Origin of the sequence: Mycolicibacterium boenickei, from assembly GCF_010731295.1 — a bacterium.
Classification (GTDB): domain Bacteria; phylum Actinomycetota; class Actinomycetes; order Mycobacteriales; family Mycobacteriaceae; genus Mycobacterium; species Mycobacterium boenickei.
Map to the genome: position 1 here is coordinate 79,364 of NZ_AP022579.1, position 22,191 is coordinate 101,554.

The following is a 22,191-nucleotide window of genomic DNA, read 5'->3' on the forward strand; positions in this document are numbered from 1 at the left end:
CCGTCTCGGAACGGGTCGCATCGATGGCGCCTGCGCAGCCGGGCCGATGGTCGCTAATCTCTGCACCATGCAGCGACGGGAGCCAACGCTCATCGAGTGGGCACATCAGTACAACGGCTACCAACGACTGGCGGCGGACCCAGCCCGCCTCGCAGACGTCCTCCGTCCGGCCATGGACGAATTTCGCAGCACCCGCCAGGTCCCCGAGTGGGCAGGAGTTGACCTACTGCGCGGCTGGGCCTTCTGGTGCGTCCGCGCCCATCGTCACGGCGGCGGCTACGACCCGATCGAAGAGGTGTTTCCCGAGTTCAACGCGATCATCGCAGCACTGCATCACCATTCCGGGGCAACCGACGCCGACCGTCCGCCACTGCGAGCGACACCCTGGCCACATGACGACATCCTTCACGCTTGGTGGGTCGAGCCCAACCGGCTGCTGGCCGGTGAATACCCGGGTGCCACCACCGCAGAGAAAGCCGAAGCCAAGATCCGCGTGCTCCTCGACGCCGGAATCGACACCATCATCGACCTCACCACAGAAGGTGACCGGCTGACGCCCTATCTGGCGCTCCTGCGAGCGGAGGCCGAGAAATCCGGGCGCACAGTGCGGCACTTCGCGCATCCCATTCCCGATTTCGGCGTCATCGACGACGCCGGCTACGACGCGATCCTGGCGCGCATCCACTCCGAGTTGGACGCCGGCCGCAACGTCTACGTGCACTGCTGGGGCGGGAAGGGACGGACCGGCACTGTGATCGGATGCCTGCTCGCTGAATCCGGATTGAGCTACGACGACGTCATCGATCGCATCGCCGAATTACGCGCGGGGACAAGAAAAGCCGCGTTTGTCTGCCCCGAGTCCGCTGCCCAGCGCGACCTTCTGAGAGCTCGCTGCTCCCGGTAGCGCTAACGTTGCGGCGGGAGGGGGCGTCATGGTTGAAAACTTGCTTGCCGACGGCGGAACCGCATATCAGGTCGGCTCCACGATCAGCGCAATACTCTGGCCGGTTGCGGGCGTGCTGTTGCTGACCGTCGGCGTTCGCCGCTGGATCGCGCACACCCGATGGGTGCGCCACGACGACGACCGGCTGCTTCACCCGGCAGGTACCGGGCCCGTGGACGATCGGCCGCCGCCTCAACCGTCGCGCGGGACGGCGTTCATCATCGCGGGTGCGGTGATGCTGAGCATCGGAATTCTCCATCTCGCCGCGCTCGCCATTGGCGCAGGGATGTCGTCCTAAAGATCAGAGTTGGTCGAGCAACCCGTCGACGATGCCACGTAGTTTCGCGAAATGCGCACCGGCCCAATAAATCTGCCCGCAGTCCGGGCACTGACTGAATTCGTCGTAGTAGCGGCGGGTCAACGGCTCGAGGCGATCTGCCACCTCTTCCTTCGTCACCGCGGCCAGCGGCCCGTTGCATCGCACGCAGCGGATGAACGGCTTGGCCTGCCGCCGCAGATCCAGCCGCCGCAGCACCTCCAGTGTCTGCTCCGCGGGCTGCTGGGAATGGACGAACAGGCCGTGCGTGATCGCGCGACGCTTCAGCAGGCCGCGGTCGCGGGTGAGCAGGGTCCGCTGCTGCTCGACACTGATATCCGCCAGGGCCTGATCGTCGGCATCGTTGGACCACCAGACGTCGAACCCGAGCAGACGCAGCAGCCGCGCCAGTCGGCCGAGGTTGACGTCGATCACGAACCGCGGATGCCGCAGCGGCTCGGGCCGGAGCCGGGCCGTCGACCCCACGTCGAGCGCCTCGAACATCGGGTACGCCGCGATCCGGTCGCCGACGGCGGGACGATGCTCGAAGCCCACCGGGTCCCCGTTCACCAGGATCAGGTCGATCTCGGTGTGTGGAATGCCCATGGCCTCCAGCACGTCCTTGACAGTCTGATGATCCCCGCACGGGCGACGCAGGGTCTGGCTGCGCGAGTCAGCGTCCAAGAAGTCGTTGAGCTCGGCGTAGGCCCGGACGTGCACGTAGCCGGCCATAGCGCCATGCTCCCGCGCGGGGCACAGGCGAGCAAGGACCGCCGACAGGCTGGGCAACCTTGAGCGATCGGCCTAGCGTGAAGTCATGACAGAGCAGTCACCCGCGGTCACCGTCGCTCATCCGCCGAAACTGATGCTGCGCGTCGTCAACCCGGCCCTGCGGTTCATGCTGCGCACACCGTTCGCCGGTGCCGCACGCCAGCAGTTCATGGTCCTGACCGTGCGCGGCCGAAAGACCGGGCGGCAGTATGCGATTCCGCTGAGCGCGCACTTCATCGACAACACGCTCTACGCGATGACCGACGCCGGTTGGAAGCACAACTTCCGCGATGGCGCCACCGCCGAAGTGCTCCACAACGGCAAGACCGCGACCATGCGGGGCGAGCTCATCACAGACCGCGCGACGGTCGCCGATCTGTTCCACCGCTGCGCCGAGTCATACGGCGTCAAACGCGCCCAGCGCATGATGGGGTTGGTCTTCCGCGATGAGCGCATCCCCACGCTGGAGGAGTTCAGCGAGGCCGTCGACCGTGAGCATCTCGTCGCCATCAAGCTGACCCCGGCAGCCTGACCGTCAGTCCATCAGGAGCTTCCGTTCCTCAGATCAGCCGGCAGGACCGTCAAAAGTTTTGACGACTTCCGTAGGAACATGCCGCCCCAACCGGCCCGCCGGCACCCCCACACCAAATGCCCCAATAACCGCCACCCGCCACACCCATCTCGGTAACGTCAGCAGCAATGAGCGGGGCACCGACGTGTTGATTGCGGCGTTACGCGATCTGCAGTGGCGCCGACGGCGATTCATGATCGCAGCGGTCGGCACCGCGTTGGTCTTCGCCATGACGCTGGTGTTGACGGGCCTGGCGAACGGTTTCCGCGTCGAAGCCGAACGCAGCGTCGACGCGCTCCACCTCGACGCATTCATGATCAAGTCAGGCGCGGCGGGACCGTTCCTCGGCTCAGCACCGCTGCCACTCACCGACGTTCAAAGGGCCGCCAAGCTGCCGGGTGTCGTCACCGCGGTCCCGCTGGTGTACGGCTCGTCGACGATCCCCGCCGGCGGCACCCCGCGCAACGTGAACGTGTTCGGGGTGCCGGAGCAGGGCCCAGGCGCTCCGACCCTGAAGGAAGGCCGGGCCCCGCACACCCCCGACGAGGTCGCGGTGTCGACGACGATGGGCCGCCCGGTCGGCGCCGACGTCGCGGTGGGCGCGTCGAAACTGCGGGTCGTGGGATTGGTCGATGACCTCACCGCGCTGGCCGCCCAGGACAACATCTACCTGACGGTTCCGGGCGCCCAACAACTGCTGTTCTCCGGGCAGAAGCTCATCTCGTCGGTCGGCATCGTCGGCAATCCGGGCGCGGCGCCACCGGAGTTCCGCATCGTCGACCGGGCCGGCGCCATCGACGACATGGTGCGACCGCTGCGCGGCGCCAACCAGGCGATGAGTTTGATGGCCGGCCTGCTGTGGGCGGTCGCGGCGCTGATCGTCGGCTCGGTGATCTACCTGTCCGCCCTGGAACGCACCCGCGACTTCGCGGTCTTCAAGGCCGTCGGCGTCGCCACCCGATCGATCATGGGCGGCCTGGCGATGCAGGCCGTCGCCGTCGCGCTACTGGCCGCCCTGTTGGGTGCGGGGCTGTCGCTCGTGCTCGGGCCGCCGTTCCCGATGCGCTGCGACGTCCCGACTCTGGCGTTCGTGGCGCTGCCGATCGTCGCCGTCGTGATCGGCCTGCTGGCCAGCGTGGCCGGGCTGCGCCGCGCCGTCACCATCGACCCTGCCCTGGCGTTCCGAGGACCGTGACATGGCCGACCTACTCGTCAAAGACCTCGTCGTGGAGTACTCCAGCGGCGGGTACGCGGTGCGCCCGATCGACGGCCTCGACCTCGAAGTGCCCGCCGGATCACTGGCAATCCTGCTGGGCCCCAGCGGTTGCGGCAAGACAACGCTGCTGTCGTGTCTGGGCGGGATCCTCAAACCGACCGCGGGCCGCATCGAGTTCGGCGACGTCGATGTGACCACCCTGAACAAGAAGGAGCTGTCGAACTACCGGCGCGACACCGTCGGGATCGTGTTCCAGGCGTTCAACCTGGTGCCCAGCCTCACAGCCATGGAGAACGTGATGGTGCCGCTGCGCGCCGCCGGGATGAGCCGCTACGGCGCCCGCGAGCGCGCCATGGAACTGCTGACCCGCGTCGGGCTCAAAGACCGATTGCACCACCGCCCCGGCAATCTCAGCGGCGGACAACAACAACGCGTCGCGGTGGCCCGCGCGATCGCGCTCGACCCACCACTGATCCTGGCCGACGAACCGACCGCCCACCTCGACTTCATCCAGGTGGAGGAAGTACTGCGACTCATCCGGGAACTGGCCAGCGACGAACGCGTCGTTGTCGTCGCCACCCACGACACCCGCATCCTGCCGCTCGCCGATCAGGTGGTGGAGCTCGTCCCACACGTGGCCGTCGAGCATCAGGGCCCCGAGACCGTGACCATCGAGGCAGGCGAGGTGCTGTTCTCCCAGGGCGAGATGGGCGACCTGATCTACATCATCACCGACGGCGAGATCGAACTGGCCCGCGAATTGGCCAGCGGCGGTGAGGAAGTCATCAAGACCGTCGGGCCCGGCGACTACTTCGGCGAGATGGGTCCGCTGTTCAGCCTGCCCCGGTCGGCGACCGCCCGGGCCAAGTCCGACGCCACCATCGTCGGGTACACCGTCCAGGCGTTCCGAGAACTGCTCGGCCCCACCGGAGCGCGGAACCTCATCGGCCGATCCGAAGCCGAGGACTGATGACCGAACTCGACAGCCGCGTCGCGGTCTACCTCGACTTCGACAACATCGTCATCTCCCGCTACGACCAGGTCAACGGTCGCAACTCTTTCCAAAAAGACAAGGCCAAGGGTCTGGAGCCCGACAAGCTCACCAAGGCCACCGTCGACGTCGGCGCGATCCTCGACTTCGCCTCCTCCTTCGGCACATTGGTGCTCACCCGTGCCTACGCGGACTGGTCAGCCGACCTCAACGCCGGGTACCGCGAGCAGCTCGTCGGCCGTGCCGTCGACCTGGTGCAGCTGTTCCCGGCGGCCGCATACGGCAAGAACGGCGCCGACATCCGGCTGGCCGTCGACGCGGTCGAGGACATGTTCCGGCTCCCCGACCTCACCCATGTGGTGATCGTGGCCGGCGACTCCGACTACATTCCCCTGGCCCAGCGCTGTAAACGCCTGGGCCGCTATGTCGTCGGCATCGGAGTCGCCGGATCGTCGAGCCGGGTGCTGGCCGCCGCGTGCGACGAGTTCGTCGTCTACGACTCGCTGCCCGGTATCCCCACCCCCGTCCCTGAGCCGGAACCCAAGCCGCAGAAGCGCACCCGCAAGAAGGAAGAACCCGACCCGCAGGCCGAGGCCACCGCGCTGCTCACCCGCGCCCTGCAGATCGGCCTGGAGAAGGACGATGTCGAGTGGCTGCACAACTCCGCGGTCAAGGCGCAGATGAAGCGGATGGACCCGTCGTTCAGTGAGAAGTCGTTGGGCTTCAAATCGTTCAGCGATTTCCTGCGGTCGCGGTCCAAAGTCGTCGAACTGGACGAGAGCTCGACGACGCGCATGGTCAAGCTGCGCTGATCCTCACACGCCCAACCGCCCCGATAGCCGGTTCAGCCGGTCCAGGCTCTCCCCGTCGAGTCCGGTGAACGACACGGTCTTCCCACGCGACGAGTACTTGAGTCGTATCGCATCGAGACTCGCGACAGACGACGCATCCCACACCGACACACCGGACATGTCGATCACCACCTCGGCGGGATCGTCGGCGTAGTCGAACTGGTGCACCAGGTCATTGCTGGACACGAAGAACAGGTCGCCGCGAACCCGATAGGTCCGCACACCGTCCGGCCCGGTCACGGCCGTCACCGAGGTGAAGTGTGCGACGCGGCGGGCGAACGCCACCATCGCCGTGAGCACCCCGAGGGACACCCCAACAGCGAGATTCCCGGTGACGACAGTCGCGACAACGGTGACGATCATGATCAGAGTCTCACTGCGCGGCAGCATCTTCAGGGTGCGCGGCGTCACGCTGTGCCAGTCGAAGGTCGCGAACGACACCACGATCATCACCGCCACCAGCGCGGCCATCGGGATGCGTCCGACGAGATCCCCAAGGGACACCACCAGGATCAAGACGAACACGCCGGTCAGCAAGGTGGACAGTCGGGTTCGGGCCCCGGCCACCTTGACGTTCATCATGGTCTGCCCGATCACCGCGCAGCCGCCCATGCCACCGAAGATCGCGGTGACCACATTGGCGATCCCCTGCCCGCACGCTTCACGGGTCTTGTTGGACGGGGTATCGGTGATGTCGTCGACGAGCTTGGCCGTCATCAGCGACTCCAGCAGGCCGACGAGCGCCGCCCCCAACGCATAGGGCGCGATCACCTGCAGCGTGTGCAGGGTCAACGGAACGTGCGGCAGCCCGGGAACAGGCAACGAATCAGGCAGTGCCCCTTGATCTCCCACGTCGGGCACGTCCCAGCCGAAGAACACGACGACGGCGGTCAGCACCAGCACCACCACCAGCGGCGCGGGCACCGCCGTTGTCAGCTTGGGCAGCACGAACATCAGCACCACGCCCACGACAGTCAGCGGATACACCAGCCACGGTACGTCGACCAGATGCGGCAGCTGCGATACCAGCACCAGGATGGCCAGCGCGTTGACGAAACCGACCATCACACTGCGCGGGATGAACCGCATGAGCTTGGCAACCCCGAAGGCCGCCAACAGCATCTGGATCACGCCCGCCAGGAGAATCGTGGCGACGAGGTATCCCACCCCGAATTCCCGTGCCACCGGGGCGACGACGAGTGCGACCGCCGCGGTGGCGGCCGTGATCATCGCGGGCCGTCCGCCGGTGAAGGCGATGGTGCTCGCCATCGTCACCGTCGAGAACAGGCCCACTCGGGGGTCGACGCCGGCGATCACCGAGAACGCGATGGCCTCGGGGATCAAGGCCAGCGCGACGACCAGCCCGGCCAGCACCTCGGTGCGCAGCACGGCCGGTGACCACAGTAACGGCCGATCGACGCTGTCTGAAGGCGCGCGAAATCCAGGGATGGTGATGCTCATCGAATCTCCTTGGCGGAAAGCCAGATAAGTTATGCCGCCGGGCGGTGGCCCAGGAAGTCCAGGATGGCGCGACGGCGCCGCTGGTAGGACTCCTCGAACTGCGCCTCGGGCGTGCGGGGCTTCTCGATCGTGATGACGTCGGCGACGGTCGCGGGCCGATGGCTCAACAGCACGATCCGGTCGGCCAGCAGCAGGGCCTCGTCGACATCGTGGGTGACGAACAGCAGCGTCATCTTCTGGGTCTCCCACACCGACGTCAGCAGCTGCTGCATCTCAAGCCGCGTCTGCGCATCCAGAGCACCGAACGGCTCGTCCATCAACATCACTCGCGGCTCACAGGCCAACGTGCGGGCCAATTGCACCCGCTGACGCATGCCACCCGAAAGCTGACTGGGCAGGTGATCCAGGTAGTCACCGAGCCCGACCTGTTCCAGCCGGGTGGCGGCCTTCTCCTTGAGCTCCTTCCCGCGCACCCCACGGAGTTTCAACGGGAACTGCACGTTCTTCAGTGCGGACCGCCACGGGAACAGCGCGTCCTCCTGAAACACCATGGCGCACTGGGCGACATTGCCGGTGACGGGTGCACCATCGACAGTCGCGGTGCCGCCCATCGGTTTCAGCAGCCCGGCCAAGGCCCGCAGGATGGTCGACTTGCCGCAACCGGACGGCCCGAGGAACACCACCACCTCGCCGGGCTCGATCGTGAGGGTGATGTTGGCCGCGACAACTCCGTTGAAGCCGAGTTGCAGCTGCTGGAGATTGACGGCGCCGGCGCTCATCGGGCGGCCCTCGGCAGCCAGCGGTTGACCCGCCGTCCGACCCGCTCGACAGACCAGGCGGTGCCCAACCCCAGCGCGCCGATGGAGATCATGCCGACCACGACGCCGGCGTAGTCGAGCAGACCGTAGGCCTGCCAGGTGTAGTACCCGATGCCGAATTGCCCCGAGATCATCTCGGCACTCACCACACAGATCCACGCCACGCCCATCGCCACCGAGAGCCCGGCGAAGATGCCCGGCAGCGCGCCCGGGATGATCACGTGGAACAGCAACGACATTCGACCCGCACCCATGGTCTGGGCGGCCTCCTCCCACACCTTCGGCATCGAGTCCATGGCATGGATGGTGCTGACCACGACGGGGAAGAACGCCGCGAAGAACGTGATGAACACGATCCCCTGCTCGCTGGACGGGAACAGCAGGATGGTCAGCGGCACCAAGGCGATCGCCGGGATCGGGCGGATCAATTCGATGAAGGGCCGCAACGCCATCCGCGCGATCTCAGAACGCCCGACCAGCACACCCAACCCGATGCCGACCACCGCCGCCAACCCGAAGCCGAGCAGGATGCGCTGCAGGCTGGCGAGCAGGTCGTCGTAGTAGCTGCCCGAGCCGATCCGCGCCACCAACGCCTGCAGCACCGCCTCCGGCGCAGGCATTCGGTTGAACCGCAGCCAGGCCACCACATTGTTGGTGGTCAACAGGTGCCAGGCCACCAGGAACGCGGTGATCGGGATCAACGGCAGCAGCAGTGCGGGAACCCGTCGGGCGACGGAGACCGGCAGCAGATCTGCCAGGCTGCGCCGCGGCGACTTCTCGCCCCGGTTGGCCGGGGACCACAACCGCGGTGCGGTGATCGTGGGCCGGGTCATGAGCTCGGTCATGCGGTTTCCTTTCTGGGAGGGGTTTAGCCGGCGGTGCGGGACTGCCCCACGGCAGCCGGATAGGCGACGGGCACGGCCTGCGGATGGCTGGTCCGGTAGGTGTCGGCAGCGGCGCCGGTGGCGAACGGCTTGTAGCGCTGAGTGGGTGGTGCCGTCGGATCGTCCAGCCAGACGGCGTGATCGGCGAAGATCCGCAGCCCGGTCAGGGTGTCGGGCACATAGGCGGCCCGCACCTCAGGAGTCGCGCCGACCCGGCGCAGCAGGCATGTCGGGGTCGCGGCAACCTCGGTGGTCTCCGATCCTGACGCCCACACCTCGGACGCCTGGGCCGGGTCGTTCACCGGCAGCCTGCACACGTCGTCGAATCCGGTGAGCATCATCGGGTTGGCCACGCTGGCCTGGCGCTGCGGGTACTGGTCTCCGAACAACTGCCGCAGATAGCTGTCGTTGACGAAGCCGGCAACGTCGAAATCCTTTGTCACCGAGCCACGCCCGACCAGATACTCCTTCACCGACGCGAACGCGGTGAGGAACTGCTCCTTGAGGGTCATGTCGAAGCTGACCAACCCGTTGGGACCGTTGTAGAGGTAGATCACCTCGGGTTCGATGCCGGTCAACTCGCCGACCCGCTTCGCCGCCGCGAGCGGATGAGCGACGATGTCGTCGGTGGTCGATTTCATCGCCCGCAGGAACGCCGCCATCACCTCGGGATTGCCCTCAGCGAACTGCTTGCGCACCACCACGCCATGGAAGGTCGGCACATTGTTGTCGCCGCCGTCGTACAGCAGCCGGCCCTGGTTGCGGTAGATCACCAGCTGCGGCCACGGCACGAACTGCGCCAGGCCGTCGACCTGTCCTCCGTCGATGGCCGAAGCACCCACCGACGGATCCTGGTTGACGATGTGCACCGCGGCCTTGTCCATGCCGCTGTTGCGTACCGCCGACGAGAACATGCCGTCTCCAGCCGACCCGAGACTCGTCGACACTTTCTTGCCGGTCAGGTCGCCGAGCTTTTCGGCAGGCGAATCCGACGGCACTACAACCTGGTTCAATGAGCCACGCAGGTTGTAGCCGGTGGTCGCGACCATCTCGGTGACCGCGTCGTCGTACTTGCGGGTCTTGGAGCCGTTGGTGAGCAACGGGTAGTCACCCATCGAGCCGATGTCGACGTGGGTGGCGATCATCTGCGCGGTCAGCGGGGCGCCGGACGCGAAGTCCTGCCACACCACCCGGTACTTGGTGCCGGTGGCCGCGCCCAGTTCCTTGAGTGCGTTCTCGAAGTCACCGCGGTCGCGCAGCAAGGTGCCGGCGTTGACGGTGTTGATGGTCTTGGATTGGTAGCCGACGTTGACGACGACGGTCGGCTCGGTGAGCAGACCGCAGCCGGTGAGCAGCTGGGCGCCGCTCACCGTGACTGCGGCCAGCAGAGCAGCCGACCGGGCCCGCCACCGGCCCCGAGGATGATGTTGCACGTCGTCCATACCGACAAGAGTCGACGGCTTCTGTTACCTCACTGTCATGTGAGGTTGCGCAGCAGTTACGCCATCTGCACGCAATGAACGCCGAGGTTACGCCACCAGTACCGCCCTGGTAACGGGTGTGGGTTTCGGAAAGGCTTGCAGCCGTGGATGTTCCGATCGAACCCGACTACCGGTTCACACTCGCCAACGAGCGCACGTTTCTGGCGTGGCAGCGCACCTCTCTCGGACTGCTCGCGGCAGCCGTCGCGGTGGTGCAGTTCATGCCCGAACTGACAGTTCCTGGTCTTCGGCACATACTGGGGGTGGCAGTCGGCGCCATGGCGATCCTGACGGCCGTCGCGGGTCTGCGCCGGTGGGCCCAGGTCGATCGCGCGATGCGCCATGACCAGCCGCTGCCCCGCGCCGCGGCGCCGACCTATCTGACCGCCGGCCTGGCGATGATGGGTCTGGTCACGGTGAGTCTTGCTCTCGTGGCGACGGTTCGATGACGCGCCAGGCGCTGGAGCAGGACCGCGGGCTGCAGGCCGAGCGGACCGCGCTGGCCTGGACTCGCACCGCGCTGGCGATCGCCGCAGCCGGCGTGCTGGTGCTGGTGCGTGACGGCCACCTCCTCGGTAACCCCGTGCGCTTGGCCGTCGTCGGTGCCGCGGCCACATTGGCCGCCGCGGTCTACACCCTCGGGGCACACCGTCGTCGGCAGCTACTGGCGCGCCCGCGGCATTGCGCCGCGTCGGGTCGCCGATATGTGCCTGTCGTCGGCGCAGCCGTCATCATCGAAGGTGCCCTTGTGGTGACCTACCTGGCGGTGCCCGCCTGACGCTGCGCACGCAACAGCTTCTGCCGCACCCGCGACACAAGACCCGGTCGGTCGGACACCATCGACTGGGTCACCCACACCACCGACCAACCGAACGACTCGAGTTCCGCCGTCTGCGCATGCATCCACCGTCGATAGTCCGCACCGTCCCGTTCTTCGTCGCACTCGATGGCGACCTTCCAACGGCGCCAACCCATCGCCACGCGGTTGCACACCATGCCCCAGGTGTCGAAGAACGGAATCTGGGTTTCAAATCCCGGTATGCCGATGTAGCGCAACACCAGTCGAGTTCGCGTCTCGAGCGGTGTTTCAGCGCCGCCGTCGGCCTCCACCAGCGCCATCCGCAGCTGCTCGACGCCCCGCATTCCTCGATTCACCTCGTACAGCGACCACACGTCCTCGGGGTCAAGCCCCGTCTTGTTCAGCAGCGCGTCCAAGATCGGTACCGCCTGGTCATGCGGCAACAACCGGCCCAGGTCGAACGCCGTCCGCGCGACGGTGGTTACCCGCATCCCCTCCCACTCGCAAACCTCGTCCGGCTCAAGGGCATACGAGTACGCCCGTAGCCCGGCCGGTGCATGACGATTGGCCCGCACGATCTCCGCCGGTGCATCTGCGTCCAGCCATTCGGTGCCGTAGACCGCCGCCGCAGACAGTCCGCTGACCACCGCATCCGGACCGGCGAACAGCCAAGCCGCCTGGGCGCGCAGCAGCGGGGTCAAGGTCACCTCGTTGTCCAGGTAGACGTTGCGGTAGACGGCTCGGTACTTGGTCTCGAGTTCGTGCTTGGTGAGCAGCCCGGCCCTGATCGCCTCTCTGTCCAGAAACGGGCCGGGCCGTCGGCCGGGAAGCGCTCCAGAGAACTGCGTGTTCATGAGGCCAGCATCGGCGGGCGAACCGACAATTCTCGGGCTCTGTCGCGGGTTATGCACAGGTGCGGGGACACTGTGACGAGCGTGCAGGATTTGCCGACGATTTCGCAGTTCTGGCTGGAAAAGCTGCACGCTCGTCACAGTGTTCCGAACGGGATATAGGAACCCGGCCGATCAAACGTCGAGGAAACGAATGTCCTTGGCATTGCGGGTGATGAAGCTCCGCCGCGCTTCCACGTCGTCGCCCATGAGTATCGAGAACAACTCGTCGGCGGCGGCCGCGTCGTCAAGCGTCACCTGCCGCAGCACACGCACCGTCGGGTCCATGGTGGTTTCCCACAGTTCCTTGGCATCCATCTCGCCGAGACCCTTGTAACGCTGGATACCGTCGTCGACGTTGATGCGCTTGCCCACGGCCCTGCCGGCCTCCAGCAGCGCGTCGCGCTCGCGGTCGGAGTAGGCGAACTCGGGGTCCTGACGCTGCCATTTGAGCTTGTAGAGCGGCGGCTGCGCGAGGTACACGTGGCCGTTGCCGATCAGCGGTTTCATGAAGCGGAACAGCAGGGTCAGCAGCAGGGTGGAGATGTGCTGGCCGTCGACGTCGGCGTCGGCCATCAGCACGATCTTGTGATACCGCAGCTTGGAGATGTCGAACTCGTCGTGGATACCGGTGCCCAGGGCGGTGATGATGGCCTGGACTTCGGTGTTCTTCAGAACGCGGTCGATGCGGGCCTTTTCGACGTTGATGATCTTGCCGCGCAACGGCAGGATCGCCTGGAACATCGAGTCGCGGCCGCTCTTGGCCGAGCCGCCGGCCGAATCGCCCTCCACCACATACAGTTCGGACTTGCGCGGGTCGGTCGAGCGGCAATCGGCCAGCTTGCCCGGCAAGCCGCCAATCTCGGTCGCGCTCTTGCGCCGCACCAATTCCCGCGCCCGCCGGGCGGCGACCCGCGCCTGCGCCGACGATGCGATCTTCGTGATGATCACCTTGGCCTCGGCCGGGTTCGCCTCGAACCAGTGGGTCAGCTCCTCGTTGCAGACCTTCTGCACGAACGACCGCACCGCGGCATTGCCGAGCTTGGTCTTGGTCTGACCCTCGAACTGCGGCTCGGCGACCTTCACCGAGATGACCGCCGCCAATCCCTCGCGGATATCGTCGCCGGTGAGGTTCGGATCCTTGTCCTTCAGGAGCTTCTTGTCCTTGGCGTACTTGTTCACCACCGTGGTCAGCGCCGAGCGGAACCCCTCTTCGTGGGTGCCGCCCTCGTGGGTGTTGATCGTGTTGGCGAAGGTATGCACCGACTCGGAATACCCGACGTTCCACTGCATCGCGATCTCGACCTCATGGCCGGCGCCGGCACCGCCGAACGCGATGATGGACGGCTGAATGGGCTCCTTCACGCGGTTGAGGTGGCCGACAAAGTCGGTCAGACCGCCGGGGTGATGGTAGGTGCGGGTCTCGGTGTCCGGGTTACGCAGATCTGAGAGGGTCAGAATCAGGCCCTTGTTGAGGAACGCCATTTCTTGCAGGCGCCGCGCGATGGTCTCTGCGTTGTAATCGGTGGTCTCGAAAACCTCTGGGTCCGACCAGAACCGGACCGTGGTACCGGTGCGCTCCGACGGGGTGCCCTGGCTCAGGGTGGCGGGTACCGAGTGGTCGTAGTGCTGAAACCACTCGTAGCCGTCCCGGTGGATAGACACCTCCAGCCGGGTGGACAAGGCGTTGACCACCGATACGCCGACGCCGTGCAGACCACCCGAAACCTGGTAGGACTCGCCGTCGAATTTTCCGCCCGCGTGCAGCTGGGTCATCACGACGTCGACCGTGGGAACTCCCGTCTCGTGCATGGCGACCGGGATGCCGCGGCCGTCGTCGCTCACCTCCACTCCCCCATCGGCGAGAAGTACGACATCGACCCGGGTGGCATGACCGGCCATCGCCTCGTCCACCCCGTTGTCGACCACCTCCCACACCATGTGGTGCAGGCCGCGTTCACTGGTCGACCCGATGTACATACCGGGCCGTTTGCGGACGACGTCGAGCCCTTCGAGGATCGTGATCGACGCGGCGTCATAGGTGGTGGACACGGTGGGTTCCCTTCGGGACTACTGGTTGCGAGCTGGGACGAAATCGATTGGCGCGCCGGCCGGAATCAGCTGTTCGGTCTCGACGCTGGCGTCGAACTCCTGAATGAAGCGGTAGGCATGCTGCATCACCCACCACCGCACCCAGGTCTGATTGACGGCCTCGCGTTCCTTCGGGTCCTCCAGCAGGTTGGTGATGCGCGCGAAGCCCAGCGGGATCTCCGGGTCGTGGAAGTGCTGCTGCCGTTTGAAGTTGATCTTGAACTGAGACCACTTCACCGCGTGCAGTTCCTCGTTGAGCCACACCATGCAGCCCTCGCGACTGGATTCCTCTGCCCCGCCGAAGAATTCGCGCTGGTCGATACCGTCGATGATCCGGTCCTCGGGAATCTCGCAGCCCGCCCACCGCAGCAAGGTCGGGAACATGTCGGTGACGTGCACCATCTCGTTGCTCTCGCGCACCGCCACGTGTCCCGGATAGCGGATCAGGCACGGGGTGCGGATGCCGCCCTCAGCGGAACTGAAGTAGGACCCGTCGAAGAATCCTGCGGTGCCACGTCCGGCCAGATGGTCCTCGGCACCGTTGTCCCCCGCCATGATGACGATGGTGTTGTCCTCGATACCCAGTTCGGTCAGGTAGTCGAGGATGCTGCCGAAGTCATGATCGAGCATGAGCAGCGAATCACCCCACGCCCCATTGGTGCTCTTGCCCTTGAACTGCTCGCGGACCTCCATCGGGAAGTGCATCAGTGAGTGGTTGTGGTACAGGTAGAACGGCTTGTCCGCCTCGACGCTGCGCTTCATGAACGCCTTGGCCCGGCGGTCGTATTCGCCGTCGACCTCACCTTTGAGCTTGACGGTCAGCTGCTGGTCGGTGGCCTGGACACCGTCGGCCTTGGTGCCGTCATACATGTAGGAGTAGCCGTCGCGGTCGCCGTTGTACCAGGGATCGTCGGGCCACAGGCATTCGTCGTACGTGCGGGCCGGGCCGTACCATTCGTCGAACCCGTGATCCGTGGGCCAGCGGCCGTCCTCGGCGCCGATGTGCCACTTGCCGAAACATGCTGTGGCGTAGCCAGCTTCGGACAGAATGTCGCCCATGGTGCGCTCCCAGGCCACGATGCCGCCGCCGTTTCCGCCGAGGGCGATGGTGTGGTTGCCGGATCGGATCGGGTAGCGCCCGGTCATCAGCGCGGAGCGGGTGGGCGTGCACTGCGGTTCGACGACGAAGTGCGACAGCTTCAACGACTCGGCCGCGAAGGCGTCCATCCGAGCGGTGTCAGCGCCGCGAAGAATGCCGCCGCCGTAGCAGCCGAGCTCACCCATTCCTAGGTTGTCGACGTGGAAATACACGATGTTGGGTTTTTTGGGCATGGTTGAGCTACCTCTCTGTCGATAGGGTGAAATCCGGTGAGGGTGAGGTGAAGAAGCGCCGGCTACGTTGGCGGCGGCGACGGATGGTCAGGCGACCGCGCGGCGATCGTCATCAACGAGCACCGATCCCCGCGATAGCGCACGGTCTCGAAGTCGAACGGGGTGCCGTCCTCCAGATGAGTCAACCGATGCAGCAGCAACAGCGGTGCACCGGAACGGATTTGCAGCAGTTCAGCGGTATTCGCATCGGCCGAGACCGACTCCACGGTCATCTCGGCCCAGCCCAGCCGCATGCCGAGTTCGCGCTCGATCAACGCGAACACATCTTGGCGATCGAGGTTGGCGTCCACGGGTATCGCCCCGATCCGCAACGACGTGGTGTCGAGCGACAGCGGCACCCCGCCGACAGACCGCAGCCGTTCGATGAAGAGAATCGGCGCGTTCTCGGGCAATTGGAGCTTGGCGGCGACGAAGGGCGAAGCGACCGACTCGCGCACGGAGAGCACCGTGTTCTCGACGGGCAGTTGGTGGCCGGCCAGCGACTCGGCCAGACCCTCGAGACGATCGATGCGTTGACTCAGCTTGGCGCCGGTGACGAAGGTTCCGGCGCCCTGAACCCGGGTGATCAGCCCCTCGCCGCGGAGCAGCTCGAGCGCTTCGCGGATGGCGTTGCGGCTGACCCCGAACTCGGCGGCGAGCTCGTTCTCCGGCGGCAACATCGGGCGTGCCGCCGCCAGTCCGCCGTACACACCGTCGAGGATCTGGCCGCGCAGGACATCGCGCGCCCAGCGCGCCGCGTCGGCCCGGGTGCCGGCGTACTCCCTGGTCGCCGGACGGGGAAAGTCCTTCGGCGGGATGTGCGGACGGCGGGTCATGACCTCACTGTGCCACCGTGGACACCGGGTGGCGATACGGCGCGTGTTACGCCACCTGTTACTTCGTAAAGCCCTAGGCCAGCGGGTATGGGGCGGCGTTTACGCGCGGCTTCCGCCACCACGGACTAGGTGGCGACACAGCGGAAACCGATGTGAGTGGTGGCGCTGTCCTGCGATTGCGAGGACCGGGCCGCCGGCCGGTAGCGGTGGCAGTACTCGGGCGCGCACAGGTGAGACCCGCCTTTGAGTGTCTGCATCACCGACGGATCACCGGCAGGTGCCGGACAGCATCCGGACGACTCGGCACTCTCTCGATGACGGGCGGTGAAGCGGGTGGCGGTCCACTCCCACACGTTGCCGATCATGTCGACCAGGCCATGAGCGTTCGGCGGGAACGTGCCAACCGGTGAGGTCCCGACCCAGCCCAGCGCACCGTCGTTGCGGTACGGAAACCGGCCCTGCCACGTGTTGGCCATCAGCTGTCCGCCCGGCCGGACATCGTCGCCCCAGGCGTAGACGGTCGTCGCGCCGGCGCCTGCCGCGTACTCCCATTCTTTTTCGGTGGGCAGTCGCCGCCCGGCCCAGGTCGCGTATGCCGCGGCGTCGGGATAGGCGACCTGGACCACGGGATGATCGGGCCGGTCCTCGATGGAGGATTCCGGCCCTCGCGGATGCTTCCAGCAGGCCCCCGGAACCCACGTCCACCACTGACGCCAATCGCGCAGGTTCACCGGTCCGTCCGTCGGGCGGAAAACCAGCGCCCCCGGGACGAGCTCCTCGGCGGGCACTCCTGGAAACGCCGCAGGATCCAGTCGCTGCTCGGCGACGGTGACATACCCGGTGGCGGAGACGAACTCGGCGAACTGAGCGTTGGTGACCGGATGCCGCTCGATGCTGAACGGCGCAACTGACGCCTCGTGCACCGGCGATTCCTCGGGATAGAAGTTCTGCGATCCCATGCGGTAGGTGCCGCCATCAAGTGCGACGAGTTCGGTGAGCATCCGGACAGACTAGGTAGGACCGGAACCCGGTGCAGTCCAGCAGGCCTACTGCCCCGCGCCACCACCGGCATGCGTCCTGGTGATGGCAGGCACCGGATGCCCGGCGTCCCGCACCGCTCGGGACACCGCCTCGCTGACCGCCTGCTCGCGGTCGAAGGGCACCAGTGCGATGACGCAGCCCCCGAACCCGCCACCGGTCATCCGTGCCCCAAGGGCACCGGCGTGCACTGCGGTCGCGGCGATCAAATCGAGGTGCGGTGTGGTGATCTCGAAGTCGTCACGCATCGAGGCGTGCGAGGCGGTCCACAGCTCACCAGCCGCGACGAAATCCGAAGAGTCCATCGCCGCAACACAATCGAGCACGCGCCGGTTCTCGGTCAGCACATGGCGCGCCCGTCGGGCATCGACGGGATCTATGACCTTCCCGAGCGCAGACGGTTCGGCCTCCCGGAGCGTGGCCACCCCGATATCGCCGGCGGCCTGCTCACACGATGCCCGCCGGGCCGCGTACTCGCCGCCGGCGTGCGCGTGCCGGGCCCGTGAGTCGATCAGGAGCAGTGCGACTCCGGCTGCCTCGGCATCGAAGCGCACCGGCTGCACCGTGACTTCGCGGAAGTCGATCAGCATCGCCGTCCCCGGGGCACCGAACAGAGATGCCAACTGATCGAGCAAACCCGTTGGCGCGCCGACATACTCGTTCTCGGCGCGCTGAGCGATCCGGGCCTGCTCGACGCGATCGAGCTCGACGCCTGCCGCGGTGAGCAGCGCACCCAGCACCGCGCATTCCAGCGCGGCCGACGACGACAGCCCCGAACCGATCTCGACGTCGCTGGTTATCGTCATGGCCCCGCCGGGCGCGAAAACCCCCGCCGCGCGCAGCGCCCACATCACCCCGCCGACATACGCCGCCCAGCCCGTCACCTCTCCCGGCTCGGTGTCCACACCGAAACCCGCGTCGCCCAATGCACTCGACACCGACAGCACACCTGACGAATCCGGTTCGAACTCGACAAAGGTGCGCTGTGGCAAGGCGATCGGCAGTGCGAACCCCGCGTTGTAGTCGGTGTGCTCGCCGATCAGATTGATCCGGCCCGGGGCGGAGTATCTGATACTCACCGGCGCGGTTCCACCCGATGGGCCCGGCGGAAGCGGTCCAGATAGCCGGGCCAGTCCCAGCCGGACAGGAACTCCGTCGTCGCCGCGTAGCCCTTCTCGTACAAAGCCTGAGCCTCGCCGCGGGAGATGTCGAAGTCCAGCACTCCGACCTCGGTCGAATCCACCTGTATCGCACGCACCTTCACCCACGGCTGGCTGAGGTAGGCCTGATCGTGGCCGACCAGCATCGTGGTGAGCAGGCTTTCCAGCAAGCTCGGACGGCCGAAATTCAACAGACTCAACCCGGGGATGAGCTGCTCGGCCGAGGGCGCGGGCAGATACGGCACCACCGTCACCCCGAACGTCGGCCAACGCGGCTCGGCGCCGTCGGGACGGTCGAAGGTGTCGATCGGGAAGTTCGACAACACGCCACCGTCTACCAGCGTGCAGGCTTGCCCGTCAGCGGTTTTCAGCGTCACCGGGTGGAACAGGAACGGGATCGCCATCGAGGCCCGCACCGCGTCGGCCACCAGTTGCTCGTCAGGGTCCAGGCCGTAGACCCGCCGGTAATCCCATGGCAGACGCACGAGTTGCCCGGTGGTCACGTCGGTGACCGTGACCGTCAGCCGGTAGCGCCGCTCGGGCAACAGATTGTCGTCCTTGATGGCCAGATCGCCAAAGGTCTTGACACCCAGGTTCTTCAGCTCGCTGCGAATCCAGTCATACGCGAAGTCGCCGCGATAGATACCGGTTTCGCGCAGCAGGCCCCACGCCGTGCCCAGCACGGGGATGCTCTCGATCGGCCCACTGTCACGGAACTTGCGGTACGGCACGCTGAGTGCCAACTCGCGCAGCTGATCGCTGCTCAACTCATTGCGATGCACCGCGGCGGCCACCACCGCGCCGACCAGCGAGCCGGCCGAGGTGCCGGAGATCCGCTCGATCGCATATCCCGCATCCTTGAGCGCGACCACAGCACCCACCAGGCCGATGCCCTTGACGCCGCCGCCGGAGAGCACGAGGTCGGCCCGGTGCGGGGAACGCTTCGCAGCCATGACCCCAGCTTGGCACGGCTGCCTGACAATCAGCCTCGGATCGCGGCACGCGCGCTTGTGGCGTCGATTTCTACCGCAGGGCGGCGCGCCGGGCCGAAGAGCAGCCCCGACGTGGAAACCGACGCACAAAGCGTCACAACCGGCACCTCAACACGCCACGTAGCATCGAATCACCATGCGTATCGCCATCAGTGGGGCCGGAGTCGCCGGGACAGCGCTCGCGCACTGGCTACACCGTTCTGGCCGTAGCCCGACGCTGATCGAGCGGGCACCGGCGTTTCGCACCGGCGGCTACATGATCGACTTCTGGGGCATCGGCTACCGGACCGCCCGGCAGATGGGCATCGAGCCGGCTATCCGCGAGGCAGGCTACGACGTGAATTCGGTGCGCTCGCTGCGACCCGCCGGTACCATCCGGGCCGAACTCCGCGTCGACGTGTTCCGGCGCATGATCGGCAACGACTTCACCAGCCTGCCGCGCGGTGACCTGGCCGCCGCGATCTACCGCACGATCGAGGACAGCGTGCCGACCGTGTTCGGCAACAGCATCACCGGCATCGACCAACACCCCGACGGGGTGCGGGTGACGTTCGAGAACGGTCCGGCCGACGAGTTCGACCTCGTCATCGGCGCCGACGGCCTGCACTCCAACGTGCGCGGCCTGGTCTTCGGCCCCGAGGAGCGGTTCGAGCACTACCTGGGCTGCAAGGTCGCCGCGTGCATGGTCGACGGCTATTCCGGCGGGACTTCCGATACCTATCTCACCTACAGCGTTCCCGGGCGCCAGGTCGGGCAGTTCACCTTGCGTGGCGGCCGCACCATGTTCCTGTTCGTGTTCCGCGATAACCATGACGACCACGGCATGACGCCAAAAGAGCAGTTGCACAACCAGTTCGACGATGCCGGCTGGGAGTGCCGCGAAATCCTGGCCGCGGTGGACGGCGTCGACGACCTGTTCTTCGACGTGGTCTCCCAAATCCGGATGGATCGCTGGTCCGATGGCCGGGTGCTGTTGATCGGTGACGCGGCGGGCTGCATCTCGCTGCTCGGCGGTGAGGGCACCGGTCTGGCGATCACCGAGGCGTACGCCCTGGCCGGGGAACTCGCCCGCGCCGACGGGAACCACTACCGGGCCTTCGCGAGCTACGAGTCACTCCTGCGGCCGTTCATCGAGGGCAAGCAGGCCGGCGCCGAACGGATGCTCGGCTTCTTCGCCACCAGAACGAAGTTCGGTTTGTGGTTCCGCAACGTGGCGCTGCGGGCGATGAACCTGAGCCGCCCGGTGGCGGGCCTGTTCACCGGCAGTGTGCGCGACGACCTCGACCTGCCCGACTACCGGATCGACTAGCGGCGGGCCGACTCCTCCGGCTCACGCGCGACCTCGGCCACCTCCCGGACCGCCCGCACACAGATCCGCGCGCCGCGACGCGGGACCAACGTCACGTGCTTGACGCGCTGACGTTCGTCGGGAGTCGTCGTCGTGAAAAAGTCTACCCGACGCAGGATTTCACGCAGCACCACGCGCAGCTCGACCATCGCGAACGTCGCGCCCAGGCAGCGACGGTTGCCGCCGCCGAACGGGAACCAGGTGGTCGGGCCGAGGGGCACACCGAGCATGCGGTCCGGGTCGAACCGGTCGGCGCCGGGATACACGTCGTCACGTGCGTGCACCAGGCCGATGCCCGGCGCCACCATCACCCCGGCAGGCAACCGGTGGCCGGCCAGCTCGACCGGCTGCTTGAGCACCCGGCCCACGTCGAACACCACCGGCCGGATCCGCAGGGTTTCCTTGGCCACCGCGTCGAGGTAGTCGTCATCGCCGTTGCGCGCGGCCCGCACCGCCTTGTCGAGCGCCGCGGGGTGACGGGTCAGCCGTTCCAGCGCCCACGACAGTGCCGTCGCGGTCGTCTCATGCCCGGCGGCGAGGAGGGTCATCAGCTGATCGCGCAGTTCCCGGTCGGTCATGGTGTGCCCGCCCTCGTCCGCGGACCGCACCAGCATGGCCAGCACATCGGTGCGGGTCGCGAGCTCCGGGTCGGCCCGCCGATCAGCGATCTCGGCGTACAGCAGCCGGTCGGCCTCCTCGATGTTGCGCTGCAGGGCCCGCCACGGGCGCCGTCGCTGCAACCCCGGAACGGCCAGGGCCAACGTCTCCCACGGCCCGACGCTGAGCAGCCGCGGCATCACCGATCGCAACGCGGCGAGCCGGGCCGGATCCGAAGCGCCGATCACGGTCCGCAGAATGACCTCAAGGGTGATCTCGGCCATCTTCGGGGCGACCGGGAACGTCGTTCCCACGGGCCAGCCCGCGATGTTCGCGGCGGCGATCTCGGTCATGATCTCGGTCTGGCGGGCTACCGCGTCGCGGTGGAACGGCGGAAGCATCTGCCGCCGCCGCTGATGGTGTTCGTCCTCGTCGATCACCAGCACCGAGCTCTCGCCGAGGAGCGCACTCAGCACCGAGTTCGCTTCTCCGGCATGGAAGATCGTCGGATCTCCGGCGAACACCACCTTGATGTCGGCGGGATCCGCCAGATACACCATGGTGCCCATCGCCGCGACCCGCAGCGTGAACACGTCGCCGTAGCGGCGTCGGCAGGCCGAGACGAATCGTGGCCAGAAATGCAGCATCAACGCGGCCTGCACCGAAGGGGGCAACCGAGGCCCCGGAGGTAACCCCATTCCTCCACCCTACGAGCCGTCGTGGCCCGGCGGGGCGGAAGCTCACACAGTCGGAGGCCCGGACGCTG

The 22,191-nt window shown here is 66.7% G+C and carries 22 protein-coding genes; 9 read left to right on the top strand and 13 right to left on the bottom strand.

The genetic code is table 11. The features are described from left to right. Positions 1-67: 67 nt before the first annotated feature. Both G6N57_RS31880 and G6N57_RS00320 read left to right on the top strand, forming a co-directional pair. Positions 68-904 (top strand): protein-tyrosine phosphatase family protein, encoded by an 837-nt coding sequence (locus tag G6N57_RS31880; RefSeq protein ID WP_234815770.1) that lies wholly within the window; start codon positions 68-70, stop codon positions 902-904. A gap of 28 nt (positions 905-932) precedes the next feature. Continuing rightward, complete coding sequence (locus G6N57_RS00320) at positions 933-1,241, top strand: hypothetical protein (protein WP_077742354.1); 309 nt, start codon at positions 933-935, stop codon at positions 1,239-1,241. A 3-nt stretch (positions 1,242-1,244) separates the two neighbouring features. On the opposite strand, the gene G6N57_RS00325 is transcribed toward G6N57_RS00320, so the two are convergent. Further along, positions 1,245-1,991 carry a Mut7-C RNAse domain-containing protein gene (locus G6N57_RS00325; RefSeq protein WP_077742355.1) on the bottom strand — a complete coding sequence of 249 codons (747 nt, stop codon included), beginning with the start codon at positions 1,989-1,991 and terminating at the stop codon, positions 1,245-1,247. 85 nt (positions 1,992-2,076) lie between these two features. Here G6N57_RS00325 and G6N57_RS00330 point away from each other — a divergent pair, with 85 nt between their 5' ends. The 4 genes from G6N57_RS00330 (at position 2,077) to G6N57_RS00345 (ending at position 5,620) form a co-directional block, all read left to right on the top strand. Beyond that, positions 2,077-2,562, top strand: coding sequence for a hypothetical protein (locus G6N57_RS00330; RefSeq protein ID WP_077742356.1), 486 nt, complete (start codon positions 2,077-2,079; stop codon positions 2,560-2,562). A gap of 184 nt (positions 2,563-2,746) precedes the next feature. Beyond that, positions 2,747-3,796, top strand: a complete 1,050-nt coding sequence (locus tag G6N57_RS00335) for an ABC transporter permease (RefSeq protein WP_077742357.1) — start codon at positions 2,747-2,749, stop codon at positions 3,794-3,796. Between the two features lies 1 nt (position 3,797). Then, entirely contained in the window at positions 3,798-4,787 is a 990-nt protein-coding gene (locus G6N57_RS00340) for an ABC transporter ATP-binding protein (protein ID WP_077742358.1), read from the top strand. Then, complete coding sequence (locus G6N57_RS00345) at positions 4,787-5,620, top strand: NYN domain-containing protein (protein WP_077742359.1); 834 nt, start codon at positions 4,787-4,789, stop codon at positions 5,618-5,620. Before G6N57_RS00340 ends, G6N57_RS00345 begins: the two co-directional genes overlap by 1 nt. 3 nt (positions 5,621-5,623) lie before the next feature. Here the strand turns inward: G6N57_RS00345 and G6N57_RS00350 are convergent, their stop codons facing one another. From G6N57_RS00350 to G6N57_RS00365, 4 genes are read right to left on the bottom strand one after another with little or no spacing between them, the layout of a single operon-like run. Then, on the bottom strand, positions 5,624-7,120 hold the full coding sequence (locus tag G6N57_RS00350) for a SulP family inorganic anion transporter (protein ID WP_077742360.1): 1,497 nt from the start codon (positions 7,118-7,120) through the stop codon (positions 5,624-5,626). 29 nt (positions 7,121-7,149) lie between these two features. Beyond that, positions 7,150-7,899: an ABC transporter ATP-binding protein gene (locus G6N57_RS00355; RefSeq protein ID WP_077742361.1), complete on the bottom strand. Its 750-nt coding sequence runs from the start codon at positions 7,897-7,899 to the stop codon at positions 7,150-7,152. After that, positions 7,896-8,783, bottom strand: coding sequence for an ABC transporter permease (locus G6N57_RS00360; protein ID WP_077742362.1), 888 nt, complete (start codon positions 8,781-8,783; stop codon positions 7,896-7,898). Before G6N57_RS00360 ends, G6N57_RS00355 begins: the two co-directional genes overlap by 4 nt. A 23-nt stretch (positions 8,784-8,806) precedes the next feature. Next, positions 8,807-10,264 carry an ABC transporter substrate-binding protein gene (locus G6N57_RS00365; protein ID WP_077742363.1) on the bottom strand — a complete coding sequence of 486 codons (1,458 nt, stop codon included), beginning with the start codon at positions 10,262-10,264 and terminating at the stop codon, positions 8,807-8,809. Positions 10,265-10,407: 143 nt separating this feature from the next. On the opposite strand from G6N57_RS00365, the gene G6N57_RS00370 reads away from it, so the two are divergent. Together G6N57_RS00370 and G6N57_RS00375 are read left to right on the top strand one after the other, a co-directional pair. Further along, complete coding sequence (locus G6N57_RS00370; RefSeq protein WP_097926238.1) at positions 10,408-10,752, top strand: YidH family protein; 345 nt, start codon at positions 10,408-10,410, stop codon at positions 10,750-10,752. Continuing rightward, on the top strand, positions 10,749-11,081 hold the full coding sequence (locus G6N57_RS00375; protein ID WP_077742365.1) for a DUF202 domain-containing protein: 333 nt from the start codon (positions 10,749-10,751) through the stop codon (positions 11,079-11,081). Before G6N57_RS00370 ends, G6N57_RS00375 begins: the two co-directional genes overlap by 4 nt. On the opposite strand, the gene G6N57_RS00380 is transcribed toward G6N57_RS00375, so the two are convergent. From G6N57_RS00380 to G6N57_RS00410, 7 genes are all read right to left on the bottom strand, one after another. Continuing rightward, positions 11,060-11,956, bottom strand: a complete 897-nt coding sequence (locus G6N57_RS00380; RefSeq protein WP_077742366.1) for a hypothetical protein — start codon at positions 11,954-11,956, stop codon at positions 11,060-11,062. The two genes, G6N57_RS00375 and G6N57_RS00380, sit on opposite strands and share 22 nt — an antisense overlap. A 171-nt stretch (positions 11,957-12,127) precedes the next feature. After that, positions 12,128-14,044, bottom strand: coding sequence for a DNA topoisomerase (ATP-hydrolyzing) subunit B (gyrB, locus tag G6N57_RS00385; protein ID WP_077742367.1), 1,917 nt, complete (start codon positions 14,042-14,044; stop codon positions 12,128-12,130). Positions 14,045-14,062: 18 nt separating this feature from the next. Then, a complete protein-coding gene (locus tag G6N57_RS00390) occupies positions 14,063-15,415 on the bottom strand; it encodes an arylsulfatase (protein ID WP_077742368.1) in 1,353 nt (450 codons plus the stop codon). A gap of 62 nt (positions 15,416-15,477) precedes the next feature. Continuing rightward, positions 15,478-16,290 (bottom strand): GntR family transcriptional regulator, encoded by an 813-nt coding sequence (locus G6N57_RS00395; RefSeq protein ID WP_077742369.1) that lies wholly within the window; start codon positions 16,288-16,290, stop codon positions 15,478-15,480. Positions 16,291-16,415: 125 nt separating this feature from the next. Further along, complete coding sequence (locus G6N57_RS00400) at positions 16,416-17,291, bottom strand: formylglycine-generating enzyme family protein (RefSeq protein WP_077742370.1); 876 nt, start codon at positions 17,289-17,291, stop codon at positions 16,416-16,418. 45 nt (positions 17,292-17,336) lie between these two features. Beyond that, the gene (locus G6N57_RS00405; RefSeq protein WP_077742371.1) at positions 17,337-18,407 is read right to left on the bottom strand and encodes a galactokinase; all 1,071 of its coding nucleotides are present in this window, start codon (positions 18,405-18,407) and stop codon (positions 17,337-17,339) included. Then, entirely contained in the window at positions 18,404-19,441 is a 1,038-nt protein-coding gene (locus tag G6N57_RS00410; protein WP_077742372.1) for a patatin-like phospholipase family protein, read from the bottom strand. Before G6N57_RS00410 ends, G6N57_RS00405 begins: the two co-directional genes overlap by 4 nt. A gap of 175 nt (positions 19,442-19,616) precedes the next feature. Between G6N57_RS00410 and G6N57_RS00415 the strand changes: the two genes are divergently transcribed. Beyond that, positions 19,617-20,789, top strand: coding sequence for an FAD-binding domain (locus G6N57_RS00415; protein ID WP_077742373.1), 1,173 nt, complete (start codon positions 19,617-19,619; stop codon positions 20,787-20,789). On the opposite strand, the gene G6N57_RS00420 is transcribed toward G6N57_RS00415, so the two are convergent. Then, the gene (locus G6N57_RS00420; RefSeq protein ID WP_077742374.1) at positions 20,786-22,123 is read right to left on the bottom strand and encodes a cytochrome P450; all 1,338 of its coding nucleotides are present in this window, start codon (positions 22,121-22,123) and stop codon (positions 20,786-20,788) included. The two genes, G6N57_RS00415 and G6N57_RS00420, sit on opposite strands and share 4 nt — an antisense overlap. Between the last annotated feature and the right edge of the window lie 68 nt (positions 22,124-22,191).